This window comes from Nonomuraea sp. NPDC049028, assembly GCF_043197735.1.
In the GTDB taxonomy this organism is placed as follows: Bacteria; Actinomycetota; Actinomycetes; order Streptosporangiales; family Streptosporangiaceae; genus Nonomuraea.
On sequence record NZ_JBICTR010000003.1, the window covers coordinates 43,788 to 62,372 of the forward strand.

Below are 18,585 nucleotides of genomic sequence, written 5' to 3' on the forward strand. Positions count from 1 at the left end.
GTTCGTTGTCCCTTGTCTCGCACAGCCTCGACCTGATCCAGCGGCTCCAGTCCCCCACCGGCGCCTACCCGGCCTCGCCCACCTTCTCCGCTTATCGCGGCTACTCGTGGCTGCGTGATGGGGCGTTCATCGCCGAGGGGGTGAGCAGGCACGGCGACGCCGCCGGCGCGGACGCCTTCCACACCTGGTGCGCCCGGGTGATCGGCGACCGGGCGGGACAGGTCGACTCGCTCGTCTCGCGCGCGGGACGCGGTGAACCGGTCTCGCCCGCCGAGATGCTGCCGACGCGGTTCACACTCGACGGCGTGGACGGGGACGTCGACTGGTGGGACTTCCAGCTCGACGGGTACGGCACGTGGCTGTGGGCGCTGCGCGAGCACTCCTTCCGGCACGGCCGGGCGGTCTCGGGTGTGGAGAAGGGGGTGCGGACGGCGGCCCGGTATCTCACCTCGTTCTGGGACATGCCGTGTTACGACTGGTGGGAGGAGCATGTCGAGCAGCGGCACGTGGCGACGCTGGGCGCGGTGCACGCCGGGCTGCGGGCGGCCGTCGGGCTGGGTGTGCTGAGCGGGGCCGAGTCAGAGGCGGCGGGGCGGGCGGTGGAGGGGATCGCGGCCCTGGTGGCCGCCGAGGGCGTCTCGGGCTCCGCCGCTCAGAAGTCCGGATATCTCACGAAATGGCTGGGCAGCGAGGCCGTGGACGCCAGTCTGCTCGCGTGCGTCGAGCCGTTCGGGCTCTACGCGGCCGATCACCCGGTCGGCGCGGCGACGGTGGCCGAAGTGGAGCGGCAGCTCGCCGTCGACGGCGGCGTGTACCGCTACCGGGCCGACACCTTCTACGGCGGCGGGCGCTGGGTGCTGCTGGCCGGGTTCCTCGGCTGGAACCACGCGCGGGCCGGGCGGCGTGCGGAGGCCCGGCGGTATCTGGACTGGATGGCGGCCCAGGCGACCGCCGAGGGTGACCTGCCCGAGCAGGTGTCCGACCTGCTGCTGGCGCCCGACCGGCTCCAGGAGTGGCGGGACCGATGGGGCGCCGTGGCCACGCCGCTGCTGTGGTCGCACGGGATGTACCTGATCCTCGCCGACGAGCTGAACAAGCTGGACGAGCTGGACGAGCAGGGCGGGCTTGACGAGCAGGGGGTGCGGGCATGATCCGGCATCGGCCGTACGGGTCCGGGCACCCGTACGCCACGACCGAGGACCAGCGCGTGCCCGCCTGGCCGATGGACGGCGAGGCGGTGGAGCTGCGGGTGCGGGCCTCGGCCAAGGTCGTCTCGGTGGTGTGCGAGTGGGCCACCGACGGGAAGGCGCCCGTCGACCTGCCGCTGGCCAGGTCGGGTGCCGCACCGGACCCGGACATGGCGGAAACAGTGGAGGCGGCGGAGGCCGCGGAGGCAGCCGAGGCGGAGACCGTTGACGGCGGGCATCTGGCCGCGGCGCAAGCCAGGGCGGCGCGGGCCGCCGCCGGATCATGGGTGGCGCGCTCACCCGTGTTGCGCGCCGGACACCGGTACGCCTACCGGTTCCGGGCCGCGCTGGACGGTGGCGGGAGCCGTACCAGCAGGTGGTTCGAGGTGACGGCGGCGGCGTGGGGCCGGAGCGGCGGGAAGCTCGTCGTGCGCGGCGCCGACCGGGTGGTGCCGGGGAGCGTGCGGTGGCTGGTCGGCGGCGACGGGGCGCGGCGGGTGCGGTTCGAGCTGGCGCTGGCCGACGGCGAGCACGTGGTGGGGTTCGGCGAGCGGTTCGACGCGGTGGACCAGCGCGGGCGGCGGCTGGACGCGGTGGTGTTCGAGCAGTACAAGGCGCAAGGGGCGCACGGCAGGACGTACCTGCCGATGCCGTTCGCGCTCGTGGTCGGCGGGGCGGCGAGCTGGGGGTTCCACGTCGAGACCTCCAGGCGGACCTGGTACGACGTCGGCGCGTCCACCCCGGACCGGCTGGTCGTGGAGGCGGAGGTGGGGCCGGACGGCGAGCCCTCGGTCCGGCTCTATGACGGCGCGACCCCGGCCGACGTGCTGCGGGACTTCCTGGACGAGGTGGGGCGGCCGACGGAGCTGCCCTCGTGGGTGTTCCGGCTGTGGGCCAGCGGCAACGAGTGGAACACGCAGGAACGCGTGATGGCCGAGATGGACCGGCACCGCGAGCACGACATCCCGGTCGGGGCGCTGGTCATCGAGGCGTGGAGTGACGAGACGACGTTCACGGCGTTCCGAGGGGCCGAATACGAGCCGTCGGAGGAGCCGCACCGGCTGGCGGACTACGTCTTCCCGCCGGACGGGCCGTGGCCGGACCCCAAGGGCATGGTGGACGAGCTGCACCAGCGGGACGTCAAGGTGCTGCTCTGGCAGATCCCGCTGCAGAAGATGCGCCCGCACCCCCGGCACCAGGCGGCCGTGGACGCCCGGCAGCTGGTCGAGCGCGGCTACGGGGTCAGGGAGGCCGACGGCCGGCCGTACCGGAACCGGGGCTGGTGGTTCCCGCTGGCGCTCATGCCCGACCTGTCCTCGCCCGAGGTCCGCGACTGGTGGACGGCCAAGCGCGCCTACCTGGTGGATGAGGTGGGCGTGGACGGGTTCAAGACCGACGGCGGCGAGCATGCGTGGGGCCACGACCTGCGCTACGCCGACGGGCGCAGGGGTGACGACGGCAACGGCCTGTTCCCCGTGCATTACGCGCGTGCCTTCGGCGAGCTGCTGGAGCGCTACGGCAAGGCGCCGGTGACGTTCAGCCGGGCCGGGTTCGCCGGATCCCAGCCGCACGGCGTGTTCTGGGCCGGGGACGAGGACTCGACCTGGGCGGCGTTTCAGTCGTCCATCAGGGCCGGGATCACCGCCTCGGCCTGCGGGATCGTCTACTGGGGCTGGGACCTGGCCGGGTTCTCCGGTGACCTGCCCGATGCCGAGCTCTATCTGCGGGCGGCCGGGGCGGCGGCGTTCATGCCGATCATGCAGTACCACTCGGAGTTCAACCACCACCGCCTGCCCCTCAGGGACCGCACGCCGTGGAACGTGGCCGAGCGGACCGGCGACGACCGGGTGCTGCCCGTCTTCAGGCGGCTGGCCAAGGTGCGCGAGCGGCTCGTGCCGTACCTGGCCGGTCAGGCCCGCCAGGCGGTCGGCGGCGGGGCGCCGCTGATGCGCGGGCTGTTCTTCGACCACCCGGACGACCCGCGCGTCTGGGAGCGTCCGCTGCAGTACAAGCTGGGCGATGCGCTGCTGGTGGCCCCGGTGACGGCGCCCGGGGTCGCGGAGCAGGCGGTCTACCTGCCCGCAGGCGACTGGGTCGATGTCTGGACCGGCCGCGCCCATCGCGGCGGGCGCGAGGTCACGCTGCCCGCGCCGCTCGACCGTCCGCCGGTCCTCTGCGCGGCGGAGCACTGGCCTCATCTCTCACCCGTGTTCGCCACCTGATAGGAGCTCCCCCGTGATCCGGTTACGGTCGGGCGTCATCGTCGCGGTGATCGCCCTGCTGGCCTCCCTCGTGACCGTCCCCGCGTACGCGCTCGACGGCATCTTTCACAACCCGACCGGGATCGACGACCTCTACTCCAGCGAGCCGACCGAACGCGCTCCCCGTGACCCGATGGCCGGGGACGCCGTCCAGATCAACGCCACCACCTGGCCCATCGAGTCCGGCCAGACCGTCTGGGTGACCTGGACCAAGAACGGGACCGCCCAGACCCCGATCGGCGCCGCCTGGGACCACAACAACGGCAACAACAGCTACTGGAAGATCAACCTGGGCACCTTCGCCCGAGGCGACAAGATCTCCTACACGGTCAACGCGGACGTGAACGGGGGCGGGCAGAAGAGCACGGGCCCGTTCGCGTTCACGGTCACCTCGTGGAGCACGGTGACGAACGTGACCGGCTACACCAACAACAGCACGTCGGTAGATGTCACGACTGGTGACAGCGCGGGGAGCTTCACGCCGAAGATCCGCTTCGCCTTCCCGGCGCTCGACCGCTTCCGCACGCAGATCGCCCCCAGCGGCCAGGGTCTGAACATTTCCGGAGTGTCCGGCTATACGGTGACGGATTCCGCGAGCACCCTCACCCTCTCCACCACGAGCCTGGTGCTGAAGATCCAGAAGTCGCCCTACCGCCTGTCGGTCTACAAGGGCGACGGGACGACGCTGATCACCCGGCAGTACGACCCCGCCACGTTCAGGAACATCGGCTGGGCCAGCGACGGCGCCACCACGGTCACCAAGATCGAGGACCACTTCATGTCGCCGTCGGGCGAGCGGTTCGAGGGCTTCGGCGAGCGCTATGACCGCCTCGACCAGCGCGGCACCGACGTGCACAACTACGTCTACAACCAGTATCGCGACCAGGGCAGCACCCGGCGCACCTACCTGAGCGTGCCGTTCTTCCTGAACTCGGCCGGTTACGGGGTCTACCTCCCCAGCACCCGCTACGCGATCTTCAACCTCAACACCCACCTCGCCGACCTGGCCGGGTTCACCGTCGACACGAGCGGCGCGCTCGACTCGACGCTGGACTACCACTTCTTCGCCGGCACCCCCGCGGAGATCGTGGACGACTACACCGCGGTCAGCGGCCGGCCGCAGCTGCCGCCCAAGTGGGCGTTCGGCGTGTGGATGTCGGCCAACGAGTGGAACACCCAGGCCGAGGTGGAGAGCGAGCTGGACAAGGTCGGGACGTACAAGATCCCGCACACGGCGATGGTGCTGGAGCAGTGGAGCGACGAGGCCACGTTCTACCTGTGGCACGGCGCCACGTACACGCCCAGCGCCGGCAGCGGGAAGCTCGCCTACGGCGACCTGACGTTCCCGGCGGGCGGCGAATGGCAGAACCCGAAGGCCATGGTCGCCAACGCCCACGGCAAGGGGATCAAGATGATCCTCTGGCAGATCCCGGTCTTCAAGGAGAACTTCGACACCAATCCCCCGACCGCGCCGCAGCAGCATCTCAACGATAAGAGCTACGCCCAGGCGCAGGGCTTTGTCGCGAAAAATCCGTCCAACGCGCCGTATCGGATTCCGACCGGACAGTGGTTCGGCGACAGCATGGTCCCCGACTTCACCAGTACGGCGGCGACCACCTGGTGGATGAGCAAGCGCGACTACCTGATCAACGAGGTCGGCATCGACGGCTTCAAGACCGACGGCAGCGAGGCGATCTTCGGCCGGGGCGTCACGTTCGCCGACGGCCGCAAGGGCGACGAGATGCACAACGCCTACCCCAACAGCTACACCAAGGCCTACAGCGACTACGTCAAGGCCGAGAGCGCGGACAACGTCATCTTCAGCCGCGCGGCCACCGCCGGCGGTCAGAAGAACTCGATCTTCTGGGCCGGTGACCAGAACTCCAGCTTCTCCGCCTTCCAGGAGGCGGTCAGGGCCCAGCTCAGCGCCGGGCAGTCCGGCGTGCCGTACACGGCCTGGGACCTGGCGGGCTTCACCGGTGACTTCCCCAGCGCCGAGCTCTACCTGCGGGCGGCGGCGCAGGCGACGTTCTCGCCGGTCATGCAGTATCACTCGGAGAAGTCGAACCCGGGCACGTCCGAGGCCCGCACGCCGTGGAACGTCCAGGCGCGCAGCGGCGACACGACGGTCGTGCCGACCTTCCGGAAGTTCGCCAACGTCCGGATGAACCTGATCCCCTACCTGTACACCGAGGCCAAGGCCAGTTCGACCACCGGGGCGCCGATGATGCGGGCGATGAGCTTCGCCTTCCCCGGCGACGCGACGGCCGCGGCGCAGGACCAGCAGTATCTGTTCGGCTCCCAGTTGCTCGTCGCGCCGGTGACCACGCAGGGCGCGACGACGAGGAACGTCTACCTGCCCGCGGGCGAGTGGTACGACCTGTGGAACGGCGGCCGCTTCACCGGCCCCGGCACCAAGTCCTACGCCACGGCCCTCGACACGATCCCGGTCTACGCCAGGCCGGGCGCGATCATCCCGCTCAACCTCAACGCCGACTACGAGCTCGGCGGCGAGATCGGCAACAGCGTCACGAGCTATCCGAACCTGGTCTTCCGGATCTACCCGTCGGGCAGCTCCTCCTACTCCTACTTCGAGGACTCGGCGAACGCCAGCCGGACGATCAGCGCGGCCGAGAACTGGGCCGGACACTCGGTGACGCTCACAGTGCCCACGCTCACCACGACCAGCACGCTGCAGGTGGCGAGCACGAAGCCGACGACGGTGACCAGCGCGACCGCGCGGGCCACGCTGGCGGCGCTCCAGGCGGCGGCCGAGGGCTGGTGGTGGGACCCGGTGCGGCAGCTCACCTATGTCAAGCTGGCCGCCAGTGCCTCCAGCAGGACCGTCACGCTCAACGGCGTGGACAAGGCCGCGTACGAGGCGGAGTTCGGGACGGGCACCGGCACGACGACCAACACCGACCACGCGGGCTACACCGGCACCGGGTTCGTCGACAACTTCGCGAGCTCGGGTGACGCGGTGACCTTCCAGGTCAAGGCGGACGCGGCGGGCAGCCACCAGCTCAAGTTCCGCTACTCGACCACGGTGGCCGGCACCAGGACCGTCTACGTCGACGGCGTCTCGGCGGGCACGCTCACGCTGCCCGCGCAGGCGAACTGGGACACCTGGGGCACCGCCTCGCTCACCACGACCCTCACCGCGGGCGCGCACACCGTCAAGATCGCCTATGACGCGGCCAACACCGGCGGCATCAACCTCGACAACCTGGTGGTGGGCCGGCCATGAAACGCGCTCTCGTCCTTCTGACGGTGCTCCTGGGCACCTTCCTCGTCGCGGGGGAGGCTCGGGCGGCGGTCCAGCGGGTGCAGTTCACCAGCGGATCGACCTATCTGATCGTCGAGTTCCTCGACGACGACCTCGTCCACTTCGAGCTGGCCTCAGGGACCAGCCCCGGCACCGGCTCGGCGCTCTTCACCACGCCGCAGGTGGCGAAGAAGGACTACACCGGTCCGTCCTCGTTCAGCCAGAGCGGCAACACGCTGACCACGGCCTCGATGAAGGTCGAGGTCACGGCCGGCACGTTGTGCGTGCGGGTCTCGGACCCGGTCAGGCAGCTGTACGAGGCGTGCCCGCGCAACCTGACCCAGGCGTGGAAGGGCCTGACGATCACCAAGGGCTCGATCCAGAACGCGTACGGGCTGGGCGAGCAGTTCTTCATGGGCGGCAGCTCCGACGGCGACTGGGTGGGGCGCTCCCGCACCCCGGGAGGCCCGTACGGCAACGCCATGGCCTACGACACCGACAACGGCCCGGTGGGCAACGCGCAGATCCCCGTGCTGTTCGGGGTCGGCGCGTCGAACCTGAACTACGGGTTGCTGCTCGACCAGGTCTACAAGCAGGAGTGGAACCTGACCGGCGACCCGTGGACGGTCGACACCTGGGGCGACCAGCTCAGGTGGTACACGATGACCGGACCGGACCTGCCCGATCTGCGCAAGGACTACATGGAGCTGACCGGCCGGCCGCCGGTGCCGCCGAAGAAGGCGTTCGGCATGTGGGTGTCGGAGTTCGGCTACGACAACTGGGCCGAGATCGACAGCCGGCTGAACGGGCTGCGGGCGGCGAAGTTCCCCGTGGATGGGTTCGTCCTGGATCTGCCCTGGTTCGGCGGCGTGACGGCCGGGTCCGACAACACCCGCATGGGCACGCTTTCCTGGGACACGGCCAACTTCCCCAACCCAGCGACCACTATTTCCAATTATCAGGCGAACAAGGGCATCGGCCTGATGACCATCGAGGAGTCGTACGTCGGCAAGAACCTCGCCGAGCACGCCGACCTCGCCAACCGCGGCTACCTCGTCAGGTCCGGCTGCGCGACCTGCTCCCCCGTCTACCTCACCGCCAACGACTGGTGGGGCCGCGGCGGCATGATCGACTGGACGCAGGACGCCGCGGCCGACTACTGGCAGACGACCAAGCGCCAGCCGCTCATCGACCAGGGCATCATGGGCCACTGGCTGGACCTGGGCGAACCGGAGATGTACGACGCGGCCGACTGGACGTCCGGCGTGCTGCCCGGCAAGCACGCCCACGCCGACTACCACAACGTCTACAACCTCAAGTGGGCCGAGAGCATCGCCAGGGGCTACGCGTCGAGCACCAAGCGGCCGTTCGTGCTGGCCCGCTCCGGCGCCGCCGGGATGCAGCGCTACGGCGTGGCCATGTGGTCGGCCGACATCGGCTCCAAGCTGACCGCGCTCGCCCAGCAGCAGAACGCGCAGCTGCACATGTCGATGTCCGGCATCGACTACTACGGCTCCGACATCGGCGGTTTCCGCCGCGAGATGCTCGACTCCGACCTGAACGAGCTCTACACCCAGTGGTTCGCCGACGGCGCCTGGTTCGAGGTGCCGATCCGGCCGCACACCGAGAACCTGTGCAACTGCGCCCAGACCTCGCCGGACGCGATCGGGCACACGGCCAGCAACCTCGCCAACCTCCGGCAACGGTATGAGCTGGCCCCGTACTACTACTCCCTGGCCCACCGGGCCTACCTGTACGGCGAGCCCGTGGTGCCGCCGCTGGTGTACCAGTACCAGAACGACGCGAACGTCCGCGAGATGGGGCACGAGAAGCTCATCGGCCGCGACCTGCTCGTCGGCGTCGTAGCCGGCGCGAACGAGCGCAAACGGGACGTCTACCTGCCAGCGGGCTCCTGGTTCGACTACGCCTCGGGCGAGAAGCTCACCAGCACCGGCCAGTGGTTCACCGACCGGCCGCTCTGGGTCGGCGGCGCGTTCCGGCTGCCGGCGTTCGCCAGGGCGGGGGCGATCATCCCGAAGATGTACGTGGACGACAAGACCATGAACGTCGTGGGCAAGCGGACCGACGCCACCACCAGGAACGAGCTGGTGGCCCGGGTCTACACCGACCCGGCCGCCTCGAACTTCACCCTGTACGAGGACGACGGGGCGACGACCGGCTACCAGAGCGGCGCCGTACGCACGACGCTGTTGAGCCAGCAGCTCAGCGGTAGCACGGCGACCGTCACGGTGGCCGCCTCCAGCGGCACCTACACCGGCGCGCCCGCGAGCAGGACGAACGTGGTCGAGCTGGTCTCGGACACCCAGGCGTCCGCCGTCACGCTCAACGGCACCACGCTCACCCAGCACGCCACCAAGGCGGCCTTCGACGCCGCGACCAGCGGCTGGTACAACGCGGGCGGCAACCTGATCGTCGCCAAGTCGGCGAGCACGAGCGTCACAACCGCCAAGACGTTCGCGTTCACGCTCGGGCAGGCTCCGGCGTCGATGACGTTCAGGTGCGACAACGGCACGACCACCACGGGCCAGTCCGTCTACGCCGTGGGCAGTGTCCCGCAGCTCGGCGGCTGGTCGGTGGCCGGCGCGGTCAAACTGTCGCCGACCGCCTACCCGACCTGGACCGGAACCATCGGCAAGCTGCCGCCGAACACCTCCATCGAGTGGAAGTGCGTCAAGCGCCAGGAGACGAACTTCCCCGACACCGCCGACCAGTGGCAACCGGGTGGCAACACCACCTTCACCAGCCCCGCCTCGGGAACGGGAGGCACTACCACAGGGGCGTTCTGAGCGCCGGATCCGGCGCGTCCATCGAGGTCGCGGTGTTAGCCTCGAAGACGTGCTCGGATCCGGGACCAGCCTCAACGATCGCTACACGCTGAGCAGCCGCGTGGGCGGCGGCGGCATGGGCGAGGTCTGGCGGGCCACCGACACGGTGCTCGGCCGGACCGTGGCGGTCAAGGTGCTCATCCCCGCCCTGACCGAGGACCCGAAGTTCGCCCAGCGCTTCCAGAACGAGGCCAGGGCGATGGCCACGCTGCGGCATCCCGGCGTGGTCGACGTCTACGACTACGGCACCTCCGAGGTCGACGGGCGCCAGGTGAGCTTCCTGGTGATGGAGTTCGTCGATGGCGAGTCGCTCGACCGCGTCCTGCGCCGCGAGGCGCTCGGCCCGGCGGCCACCATGCGACTGGTCGCCGAGGTCGGCGACGCGCTGGCCGCCGCCCACGCGCAGGGCATCGTGCACCGCGACGTCAAACCGGCCAACCTGATGGTCCGGCCCGACGGCAGCGTGGCGCTCACCGACTTCGGCATCGCCCACTCGGTCTCCGCGGTTCAGCTGACGGCCACCGGCGCCATGCTCTGCTCGGCCGGCTACTGCGCCCCCGAGATGGCCACGGCCAGCGACGTCACCCCGGCCGTCGACATCTACGCGCTCGGCGTGGTCGCCTACCAGTGCCTGACCGGGCGGTTGCCGTTCGATGGCGACACTCCTGTCCAGATCATCTACAAGCATCTGCACGCCCCCGTCCCGGACCTACCCGCCGACGTGCCGCCGGGGCCGCGCCAGGTCGTGACGCGAGCGCTGGAAAAGACGCCGGACCGGCGCTGGCCGACGGCCACGCTGATGGCCGAGGCGGCGAGGAAGGCCCATGACGCGCCTGACTCGCTGGGCTCATCGGCCCTGCCGCCTACGCCGGACTTGCCGGACCTGCCACCCACGCCGGATTTGCCGCCGACGCCACGCGGCCGCCGCGCGCTGGCCGCCGCGCTGGCGGTGACCGTCGCGGTCCTGGTGACCGTGGCGGTCGCCGGGTCGGTGTGGATCCGCGACGACCAGGCGGCCGAGCAGAGCGGCAGCGTCCTGCCCCCCGTCACGACCGCCTCGAGCACACGCTCGACCCCCGCCACGCCGAGCAAGAAGCCGCTGGCGCCTCCGTCGAAGCGCTCCCCCACCGCGCGGCCGATCGTCTCCCGCACACCGACCGCCACCGCGACGGCCACCGCCCGCCCGACCGTGACCGCCCCAACGGCCACCCCGACCTCCGACGACCCCGAGCCGACAGACAAGCCCACCACACCCGAGCCGACGGCGCCCACGATCGAGCCCCCGGTCAGCGAGCCACCGACCGACACCATCCAGTGCATCAAGGCGCCCTGCCACACCTAGCCGCCCTCCTGACGGTCTCGGCCGGACAGGCGACTATCCGGTCGTGAGTAGGGTGATCGGGTGGATACCACTCGCGATCTGCTCGTAGCGCTGGCCCGCCGCTACGCCTTCTCCGACCTCGGAGCACTGGCCTCATCCGAGGAGATCGCCGGCGTGTGCGAGTTCGGCAGCCGGCTGCTCTCGCTGGACGCCGAGGACTTCGCGGTCGAGGCGAAGGCCGTGCCTGCGGACCTGCGGCGGCGGGCACGGGCCTGCCACATGCCGCAGACCCCGCGCGAGCAGCCACGCGGCGCGCTGGAGTCACTGCGGCCCGCCTACGGGCTGCTGCTGGAGGTCATCGCCGTCCGCTGGCAGCGCCGCGAGCTGAGCTCGATGATCGCCGCCGTCCACATCGCCAGCGAATACCTGCCGCTGCTGGCCTACGAGCCGCACCTGGGGCATGCCGGCGACCCCGCGCGCTGGCCCGCGGGGCTGAGCGCGCCGGGCAGCAGATTCGGCGTGATCGGCGACCGCGAGTGCGACCACACCAAGTCCGAGCAGTCGGCCACCAACCGGACCCTGCGGGTGGCGAGCGAGCCGCCCGAGGGCTGGCGCGCGTACTTCGACCGGCAGCACAGCCAGGTGGCCGGCGCGATGGCCGTCTGCGTCGCCGACTGCCGCAACCCGTGCACGGCGATGCACTGGATCGACGCGGAAGAACGCGCCGACCTGCACGTACGGGCCCGCACCGCGCTGGCGTTCGCGGAAACGCCGCTCGTACGCCTGCGGCACGCGGCGCCCGTCGGCCACGGCTTCGGCGTGCCCTCGCCGGAAGAGGTGCTCGATGCCTGGCAGCGCAGCCGGTCGGCGCTGGACAAGAACGAGATCGGCTCGGCCGCGCTCCAGGATGACGGATTCCCGCTGCCCGGCCTGCCCGCGCTGTTCTCGGCCATCGGCCGCACCCCGATCGTGCCCGCCACGTTGCTGGCGGGCGTCAGCGAGCACGTCGCCGGCCTGCTCCAACGCTGACCTCTGGGCCTGGGGTTGCCGTTGCCCCCTGGGCCTGGGGTGGCGGGGGCACCCTGGAAGCCTCCAGACTGACCGCGTCGCCCGCCTCGCTTAGAAAGGCGGGGTGGGCGTCGCCTACCGCGGGGGCGCAGGCGACGCCCGATCTACCGCCTGGCGGTGGCCTGCTCACCCAGCATGCCGATGCCGTACAGCAGCCCGCCCACCAGGTCACCCGCGCTGAACGCCGTGGCCATCGACATGGCGGTCAGCCGGCACGCGGTGTCGGGCAGCCGCCGCCGGGCGTTCTCGCCGGTCACGATCTCCAGCGCCCGGCCGGCGACGTCCACGAAGATCAACACGGCCTCGTCGGCCTCTTCGCCGAGCGCGGCGTGCAGCCGCTCGGCGAAGTGCCGCCGGCCGCCCACCGGCGCGCCGAGGAAGGCGCCGAAGCGCAGGCCGCTGCGCCGCTCGGCGACGTGGAGCGCCTGCCTGATGTCGTCGGCCTGAGCCGAGGTCAGTCCGCGCATCGCCATCACCATCCCGCCGAAGCGCCGCCGACGCGCCTGCCGGGCTCGGCCGTCTCCGCCATCGCGACCCAGTCGGACTCGGGCGCCGGCGCCCAATGAGCGACCCGGTCGGCCAGCACCAGGCCCGAGGTGCTCACGCCGTGCTCGCTCCCGGACGGACCGCCCAGCCACACCGGGCCCGTCTCCATCCTCCGCGCCGAACCCCGCCCCGGCACCATGACCGCCAGGCTGATCAGCACGAACAGAGCGAGCGAAACCCCCAAGAGAAAAGCCAGAATCTCCAGCGCGCTGTCCACACCCAAGAACGTAATCCCGGTTCGGCTGTCCGGCCAGACCCGGTCGTGAGAGAGTCTGACTCAAGATCCCCCAGACAAGGTCAACTCAACTGTGGGATGCGATCCGAGAGAGCCGTCGAGCCGGGCCCCGATCAGGGCGGCCGTGCTGCCACAGGTGCAGATGCGGACGCGGACGCGGACGCAAGTGCAGATGCGGGCGCGGACGCATCTGCAGGTGGAGGTGCAGGCGTAGACCCTGGTGGTAGGGCGGAAGCGGGTGACGGCGCGGGCACAGGAGGGCCTGACCGGGTGGCGGCGCAAGCCCGCCATGGGCCGCTTCTTCTGCGGACTCGGCCCCCGACCATCACGCCAGCGGCACGACACGGCTACCAGATCGCCGGTCGCCGGTCGCCCCAGAAGCCGCCCCTGGCCGACTCGACCTGGGCCGACAGTGAGATCAGTGTGCCTTCGGCGCCCAGGCGGCCCGCCAGCATGACGCCGATCGGCAGCCCGTCGACGGTCCAGTGCAGGGGCAGGTTCACGGCGGGCTGGCCGGTCACATTGCAGATCGCGGGGAAGGCGGCGAACCTCTTCATCCGCTCGAACGTCTCCTCGACGTCGTCCACGTCCTCGAACCAGCCCACCGGCCGCGGCGGCTGTGTGACCGTCGGCGTGAGCACCGCGTCATAGGCGTTGGTCACCGTGAGCGCCGCCCTGGTGGCCAGCTGCAGAGCGGCCTGAGCCTGCAGGAACGTCGGGGCAGGAGTGGCGAAGCCGTGCTCGCGCAGCCGCCTGGTGAGCGGCCGGAGAAGATTGACCTGGTCCTCGGCCACGGGGTGCATGCAGGCGAAGGCGTACCACATGACGGTGAACTGCGGCACGGTCTCCGGTCCGAACGGCGGCTCGATCTCGATGACGTCGTGGCCGAGTGCGGCCAGCGTCGCGGAGGCGGCCTCGTACGCGACGAGCACGTCCGGATGGACGTCGGCGCCGGGCACGACCGGCCGGGCGTAGCGGGCGATGCGCAGCCGGCCCGGATCGCGTCCGGCGCAGGCCAGGAACGTGCCTTCGTGCGGTGGCGCGAGGTAGAGGTCGCCGGGGTTGTTGTGCGTCATCACGTCGAGCAGCGCCGCGGCGTCGGCGACGGTACGGGCGAGGGGGCCGTTCGTCGACAGGCCCGCGAGGTCGGGGATGATCGGCGCGAAGCTGATCCGGCCACGGGTGGGTTTGATGCCGAACAGCCCGCACACCGAAGCCGGGATGCGGATCGAACCGGCCCCGTCGCTGCCCTGCGCGGCCGGCGCCAGCCCGGCGGCCACGGCCGCGGCGGCGCCGCCGCTCGACCCGCCCGCGGAGGTACGCGGATCCCATGGCGAGCGAGAGGGCGGCGAGAGGGCGGTCTCGGTGTAGCAGGGCAGGCCGAACTCCGGTGTCGCGGTCTTCCCCAGCATCACCGTGCCAGCGTCACGCAGGCGCTCGACCACCGTGTCGTCCACCGGGGCGACGAAACCCCGGTATGTCGACGACCCGAACATGATGGGCACGTCCTTCACCAGGTTAAGATCCTTTATGGGGATCGGCACTCCGGCGAGGGGTCCGTCTGGCAGCTCCTTGGCCAGACGGTGCGCCTGTTCGAGCGCTCTCTCGGCGGTCACCGTCACAAACGCACCCACCTGTGGATCGATTCGCTCGATCCGATCGAGGTAGTGCCGCGTGAGCTCGACCGGCGAAATCTCCTGGTCACGGATGGCTTGCGCCTGCTCGAGCGCCGAAAGCTCGTGAAGTTCTCGCACGCTACCGCACACTAGGCATCTCTAGAGAAGAACGTAATAGATACCCGGAAAACGGGCGTAGAACACAGTGAGCTGGGCCATAAAACTATGGACAAGGCAGCACTAGGAATCGACAAGAACCACGGGCTACGGTGAGTTACGTGGACTCCGACCATCAGCGAGAAGACGGTCACAACTCCTCACCCATCTGGGTGAGTGACCGACCCGAAGGCGAGCCGGCCCCCGCGAAGCAATCGGCGCCCACGTCAACCTACGCGCCCATCGAGCGCGCGTCGTTGCGCAGCCTGCTCCAACAGCCACGCTTCCGCCGCATGCGCAACCGCGCCCTGCTGGCGATCCCCGTCGGCGTGGTCGTGGGCATCCTCGTGGGCGACTGGCGGGTAGGCGTGACCGCGGGCGTGATCGCGGCCATCCTCGACACTGTCTACCGAGCGCGGTCCAACTCGACCGTGCCGGCCTGGCGCCGTGCCTCCATCGCGGAGCGCCGCACCGAGGCCCAACTGCGCAAACTCGAACGCAACGGCTATCGCACGCTCCACGCTCGGGCGATACCGGACAGCGAGGCCCAGATCGACCACCTCGTGGTGGGCCCGACGGGCGTCTACGCGGTCGACTCCGAGAAGTGGGACAAACGGCTGCCCGTACGCGTCCAGATGGGCAAGAAGCTCTTCCATGGGCCGTTCGACATGAAGCCACGTCTCACCGAGGCCAAATGGGAGGCTTCGCGGGCCAGCGAGCTGATCAGCGAGGCCTACGGCAAGGAGATCTCCGTCGTGCCCTCGCTGGCCATCTACGGGCCGCCCGTGCCGTGGAAGATCATGACGATCCGCGGCGTGGACGTCTATGAAGGCGGCCGTGCCCGCAAGTGGATCACCAAGCGAGAGCGGGCGCTCACCAAGGCCGAGATCGACCGCCTGCACGACATCGCGGCCCAGGTCCTGCCCGCGAGATACGGCGAGGGCTGACCGATCCAGCTCTGAAGGCACGCCCGTCGACAGTTCCGACGGGCGTGCCTTCGGCAGTTCCGGAGGCACGCCCCGCGTGGGCGGGATCCACCCAGCTCGCCGCCGTACGCGTTCCGAGCCGTGGACAGTTGTCTCAGCAACCGGGCAAATGGTCGTACGATGTGAGGACTCGCAACGATGGGAGAAGTTCAATGCCCGCCCTCAGGTCTCGTACGGTCACCCATGGCAGGAACATGGTCGGCGCCCGCGCCCTCCTCCGGGCGACCGGCGTAGCCGGGAGCGATTTCGGCAAGCCCATCATCGCCGTGGCCAACAGCTTCACGCAGTTCGTGCCGGGCCACGTTCATCTGCGCGACGTCGGCGACGTGGTGTCCGCCGCGATTCGCGAGGCGGGGGCGATCCCGCGTGAGTTCAACACGATCGCGGTCGACGACGGCATCGCGATGGGCCACGGCGGCATGCTCTACTCGCTGCCGTCGCGCGAGCTGATCGCCGACGCCGTCGAGTACATGGTCAACGCCCACTGCGCCGACGCGATGATCTGCGTCTCCAACTGCGACAAGATCACGCCGGGCATGCTGCTGGCCGCCTTCCGGCTCAACATCCCGACGATCTTCGTTTCCGGCGGGCCGATGGAGGCGGGCAAGACGCCCGGCCGCAAGCTCGACCTGATCGACCCGATGGTCGCCGCCGCCGACAGCAGCGTCTCCGACGAGGATCTGCTGGAGATGGAGGAGAACGCCTGCCCGACCTGCGGGTCGTGCTCAGGCATGTTCACCGCCAACTCCATGAACTGCCTGGCCGAGGCGATCGGCCTCGCGCTGCCGGGCAACGGCACGATCCTGGCCACGCACAAGGCGCGCAAGAACCTGTTCGAGGACGCCGGGCGCCAGCTCGTGGAGATCACCCGCCGCTACTACGAGGACGGCGACGAGTCGGTGCTGCCGCGCTCGATCGCCACCAGCGAGGCCTTCGAGAACGCGATGGCGCTGGACGTGGCGATGGGCGGCTCGACCAACACGATCCTGCACATCCTGGCCGCGGCCCGCGAGGCCGAGGTCGACTTCGGGCTCAAGGAGATCAACGAGATCTCCCTGCGTGTGCCGTGCCTGTGCAAGGTGGCTCCGGCGACGAACAAATACCACGTCGAGGACGTGCACCGCGCGGGCGGCATCCCGGCCATCCTGGGTGAGCTCGACCGCGCCGGGCTGCTCCACCGCGACGTGCCGACGGTCAACGGCGCCACGCTCGGCGAGACGATCGCCGCCTGGGACCCCCAGTCGCCCACGGTGCGGCCCGAGGCCCTGGAGCTGTGGCACGCGGCGCCGGGCAACGTCCGCACGGTCAAGCCATACTCGCAGGACAACCGCTGGGACTCCCTCGACCTCGACCGGGCCGAGGGCTGCGTGCGCGACCTGGCGCACGCCTACAGCGCGGACGGCGGGCTCGCGGTGCTCTACGGCAACATCTCGCGTGACGGCGCCGTGGTGAAGACGGCCGGGGTCGACGAGTCGATCTGGAAGTTCAGCGGGCCGGCGGTGGTGTTCGAGTCGCAGGAGCAGGCGGTCGAGGGCATCCTCGGCGACCGGGTCAAGGAGGGCGACGTGGTCGTCATCCGCTACGAGGGGCCGAAGGGCGGGCCGGGCATGCAGGAGATGCTCTACCCGACGTCGTTCCTCAAGGGCCGGGGCCTGGGCAAGGCGTGCGCGCTGGTCACCGACGGCCGCTTCTCCGGCGGCACGTCCGGGCTGTCGATCGGGCACGCCTCTCCGGAGGCGGCCGAGGGCGGCATGATCGCGCTGGTCGAGGACGGCGACACGATCGAGATCGACATCCCCAACCGGTCGATGGAGCTCCGGGTCCCCGAGGCCGAGCTGGCGGAGCGCCGTACACGCCTGCTCGCCGACCTGGGCGGCTACCGTCCTCGCGACCGCAACCGCCCCGTCAGCGCCGCCCTGCAGGCGTACGCGGCCATGACGACCTCGGCCTCCACGGGCGCCTCTCGCGACCTCTCCCAGCTGTCGCGATAAGTTTCTTTTACGGCAGGCACGGTGGGCCCCACCCGCCGTGCCTGCTGGGGTCTGTCCAGGGGCACGCTCCTCCGGTTCACCGGCTGAGCGCCGTGACGTGCGTCTTGCCGGCCATGGCTTCCGTCAATGGTCGGCCGTGGCTTCCGGCCGCGATGGCGTGCGGCTTCCGCCGGTGGCGGCGTGGCGGCTTCCGTCATCGGTGGTGTGGCGTCTGACGGGCCTTATCCGTTCGATACAGGGTGCTTACCAGCCGTACAGGCTTTCGAAAACTGTCGGTGGTCGTCTCTATTGTGGGGGTATGGCTACAGGCGTGAACTCCCACACTCGCCCGCTGACCACCGCCGAGATCGCTGCCCTCGCTCTGTCCCTCGCTCATCTGGGGTCCGGTCCGCAGGCCGTCACCGCCAGGCGCGGTCTGCAGCACGCGCTCGAGCACCTGGAGCTCGACGATGATGTCATCGCCACCACCCTCACGACGCTCACCGAGCCGCTGCCCGTGGACATCGCGTCGCGGGCCAGGCTCATCGCGGACGCCATCACCAGCAGGCTGATGATTCGTCTGCACTATCGGGATGCTTCAGGACATGTCACGGCTCGGGATGTCGAACCGGTGACGTGCCTGGTGCATCGCGAATACTGGTATCTCGTCGGGATCTGCCGGATGCGGCGGGCCATCCGGGCGTTCCGGTTCGACCGGATTCTCGCGGTCGAACCGACGCTGACCCCGTCCCGGCCGCACCTAGCGGACCGGTTCCTGCCGTTCCAGCGACGCAAGCGGGCTCGCGCCGCCTAAGAAGTGCCCTGCCGGAACCCGTCGCGCCCCAGCTGTTGGCGCGGCGGGTCGGCCTGATGGCCTGCGGCATCGCGGGGCGGCTTGGGCAGCCGGTGAGGCGTCAGCCGCAGCAGCCCCCGCCGCAACAGCCACCCGAGCTCGGCGCGGCGGCGCCGCCGGTCATCGCGACCGTGGAGAGCAACCTGACGGTGTCGTCGTGCCCCTCGGGGCACGCGGCCGCCTCGTCGGAGGCGGCCATCGGACGGGTCACCTCGAAGGTCGACCCGCAGGCACGGCAGCGAAAGTCATAGCGCGGCATGCCCCCAAGACTACGG

General features: G+C 70.3%; 13 protein-coding genes. 9 read left to right on the forward strand and 4 right to left on the reverse strand.

Annotated features, from left to right (window positions below):
- Positions 1–5: 5 nt before the first annotated feature.
- The 6 genes from ACGFJ2_RS11220 to ACGFJ2_RS11245 are packed head-to-tail and all read left to right on the forward strand — an operon-like array spanning position 6 to position 11,909.
- Positions 6–1,151: a glycoside hydrolase family 15 protein gene (locus ACGFJ2_RS11220; protein WP_357953513.1), complete on the forward strand. Its 1,146-nt coding sequence runs from the start codon at positions 6–8 to the stop codon at positions 1,149–1,151.
- Complete coding sequence (locus ACGFJ2_RS11225) at positions 1,148–3,409, forward strand: TIM-barrel domain-containing protein (RefSeq protein WP_393467099.1); 2,262 nt, start codon at positions 1,148–1,150, stop codon at positions 3,407–3,409. The genes ACGFJ2_RS11220 and ACGFJ2_RS11225 overlap by 4 nt, the downstream gene beginning before the upstream one ends.
- 13 nt (positions 3,410–3,422) lie before the next feature.
- Positions 3,423–6,695, forward strand: a complete 3,273-nt coding sequence (locus ACGFJ2_RS11230) for a TIM-barrel domain-containing protein (RefSeq protein ID WP_393467102.1) — start codon at positions 3,423–3,425, stop codon at positions 6,693–6,695.
- Positions 6,692–9,520 (forward strand): TIM-barrel domain-containing protein, encoded by a 2,829-nt coding sequence (locus tag ACGFJ2_RS11235; RefSeq protein ID WP_393467105.1) that lies wholly within the window; start codon positions 6,692–6,694, stop codon positions 9,518–9,520. The genes ACGFJ2_RS11230 and ACGFJ2_RS11235 overlap by 4 nt, the downstream gene beginning before the upstream one ends.
- Positions 9,521–9,569: 49 nt before the next feature.
- Positions 9,570–10,901 (forward strand): serine/threonine-protein kinase, encoded by a 1,332-nt coding sequence (locus ACGFJ2_RS11240; RefSeq protein ID WP_393467108.1) that lies wholly within the window; start codon positions 9,570–9,572, stop codon positions 10,899–10,901.
- A gap of 60 nt (positions 10,902–10,961) precedes the next feature.
- Positions 10,962–11,909 (forward strand): hypothetical protein, encoded by a 948-nt coding sequence (locus tag ACGFJ2_RS11245; protein WP_357953524.1) that lies wholly within the window; start codon positions 10,962–10,964, stop codon positions 11,907–11,909.
- Between the two features lie 143 nt (positions 11,910–12,052).
- Here ACGFJ2_RS11245 and ACGFJ2_RS11250 read toward each other — a convergent pair whose 3' ends face one another.
- The 3 genes from ACGFJ2_RS11250 to ACGFJ2_RS11260 all read right to left on the reverse strand — a co-directional run bounded on the left by ACGFJ2_RS11250 (position 12,053) and on the right by ACGFJ2_RS11260 (position 14,483).
- A complete protein-coding gene (locus ACGFJ2_RS11250; protein ID WP_357953526.1) occupies positions 12,053–12,415 on the reverse strand; it encodes a DUF5130 family protein in 363 nt (120 codons plus the stop codon).
- A 5-nt stretch (positions 12,416–12,420) separates the two neighbouring features.
- Entirely contained in the window at positions 12,421–12,711 is a 291-nt protein-coding gene (locus ACGFJ2_RS11255) for a hypothetical protein (RefSeq protein ID WP_357953528.1), read from the reverse strand.
- Positions 12,712–13,076: 365 nt separating this feature from the next.
- The gene (locus tag ACGFJ2_RS11260; RefSeq protein WP_393467113.1) at positions 13,077–14,483 is read right to left on the reverse strand and encodes an amidase; all 1,407 of its coding nucleotides are present in this window, start codon (positions 14,481–14,483) and stop codon (positions 13,077–13,079) included.
- A gap of 140 nt (positions 14,484–14,623) precedes the next feature.
- Here ACGFJ2_RS11260 and ACGFJ2_RS11265 point away from each other — a divergent pair, with 140 nt between their 5' ends.
- From ACGFJ2_RS11265 to ACGFJ2_RS11275, 3 genes are all read left to right on the forward strand, one after another.
- Complete coding sequence (locus tag ACGFJ2_RS11265) at positions 14,624–15,448, forward strand: nuclease-related domain-containing protein (protein WP_357953531.1); 825 nt, start codon at positions 14,624–14,626, stop codon at positions 15,446–15,448.
- 191 nt (positions 15,449–15,639) lie between these two features.
- A complete protein-coding gene (gene ilvD / locus ACGFJ2_RS11270) occupies positions 15,640–17,478 on the forward strand; it encodes a dihydroxy-acid dehydratase (protein WP_357953532.1) in 1,839 nt (612 codons plus the stop codon).
- 298 nt (positions 17,479–17,776) lie between these two features.
- Entirely contained in the window at positions 17,777–18,271 is a 495-nt protein-coding gene (locus ACGFJ2_RS11275; RefSeq protein WP_357953534.1) for a WYL domain-containing protein, read from the forward strand.
- A gap of 100 nt (positions 18,272–18,371) precedes the next feature.
- Here the strand turns inward: ACGFJ2_RS11275 and ACGFJ2_RS11280 are convergent, their stop codons facing one another.
- A complete protein-coding gene (locus tag ACGFJ2_RS11280; RefSeq protein ID WP_357953535.1) occupies positions 18,372–18,569 on the reverse strand; it encodes a zinc ribbon domain-containing protein in 198 nt (65 codons plus the stop codon).
- Between the last annotated feature and the right edge of the window lie 16 nt (positions 18,570–18,585).

Excerpts from the sequence above, each read along its gene's own strand:
- ACGFJ2_RS11280 (WP_357953535.1), bottom strand. The coding sequence starts at position 18,569 with ATGCCGCGCTATGACTTTCGCTGCCGTGCCTGCGGGTCGACCTTCGAG.
- ACGFJ2_RS11250 (WP_357953526.1), bottom strand. The coding sequence starts at position 12,415 with ATGCGCGGACTGACCTCGGCTCAGGCCGACGACATCAGGCAGGCGCTC.
- ACGFJ2_RS11235 (WP_393467105.1), top strand. The coding sequence starts at position 6,692 with ATGAAACGCGCTCTCGTCCTTCTGACGGTGCTCCTGGGCACCTTCCTC.
- ACGFJ2_RS11275 (WP_357953534.1), top strand. The coding sequence starts at position 17,777 with ATGGCTACAGGCGTGAACTCCCACACTCGCCCGCTGACCACCGCCGAG.
- ilvD (WP_357953532.1), top strand. The coding sequence starts at position 15,640 with ATGCCCGCCCTCAGGTCTCGTACGGTCACCCATGGCAGGAACATGGTC.
- ACGFJ2_RS11225 (WP_393467099.1), top strand. The coding sequence starts at position 1,148 with ATGATCCGGCATCGGCCGTACGGGTCCGGGCACCCGTACGCCACGACC.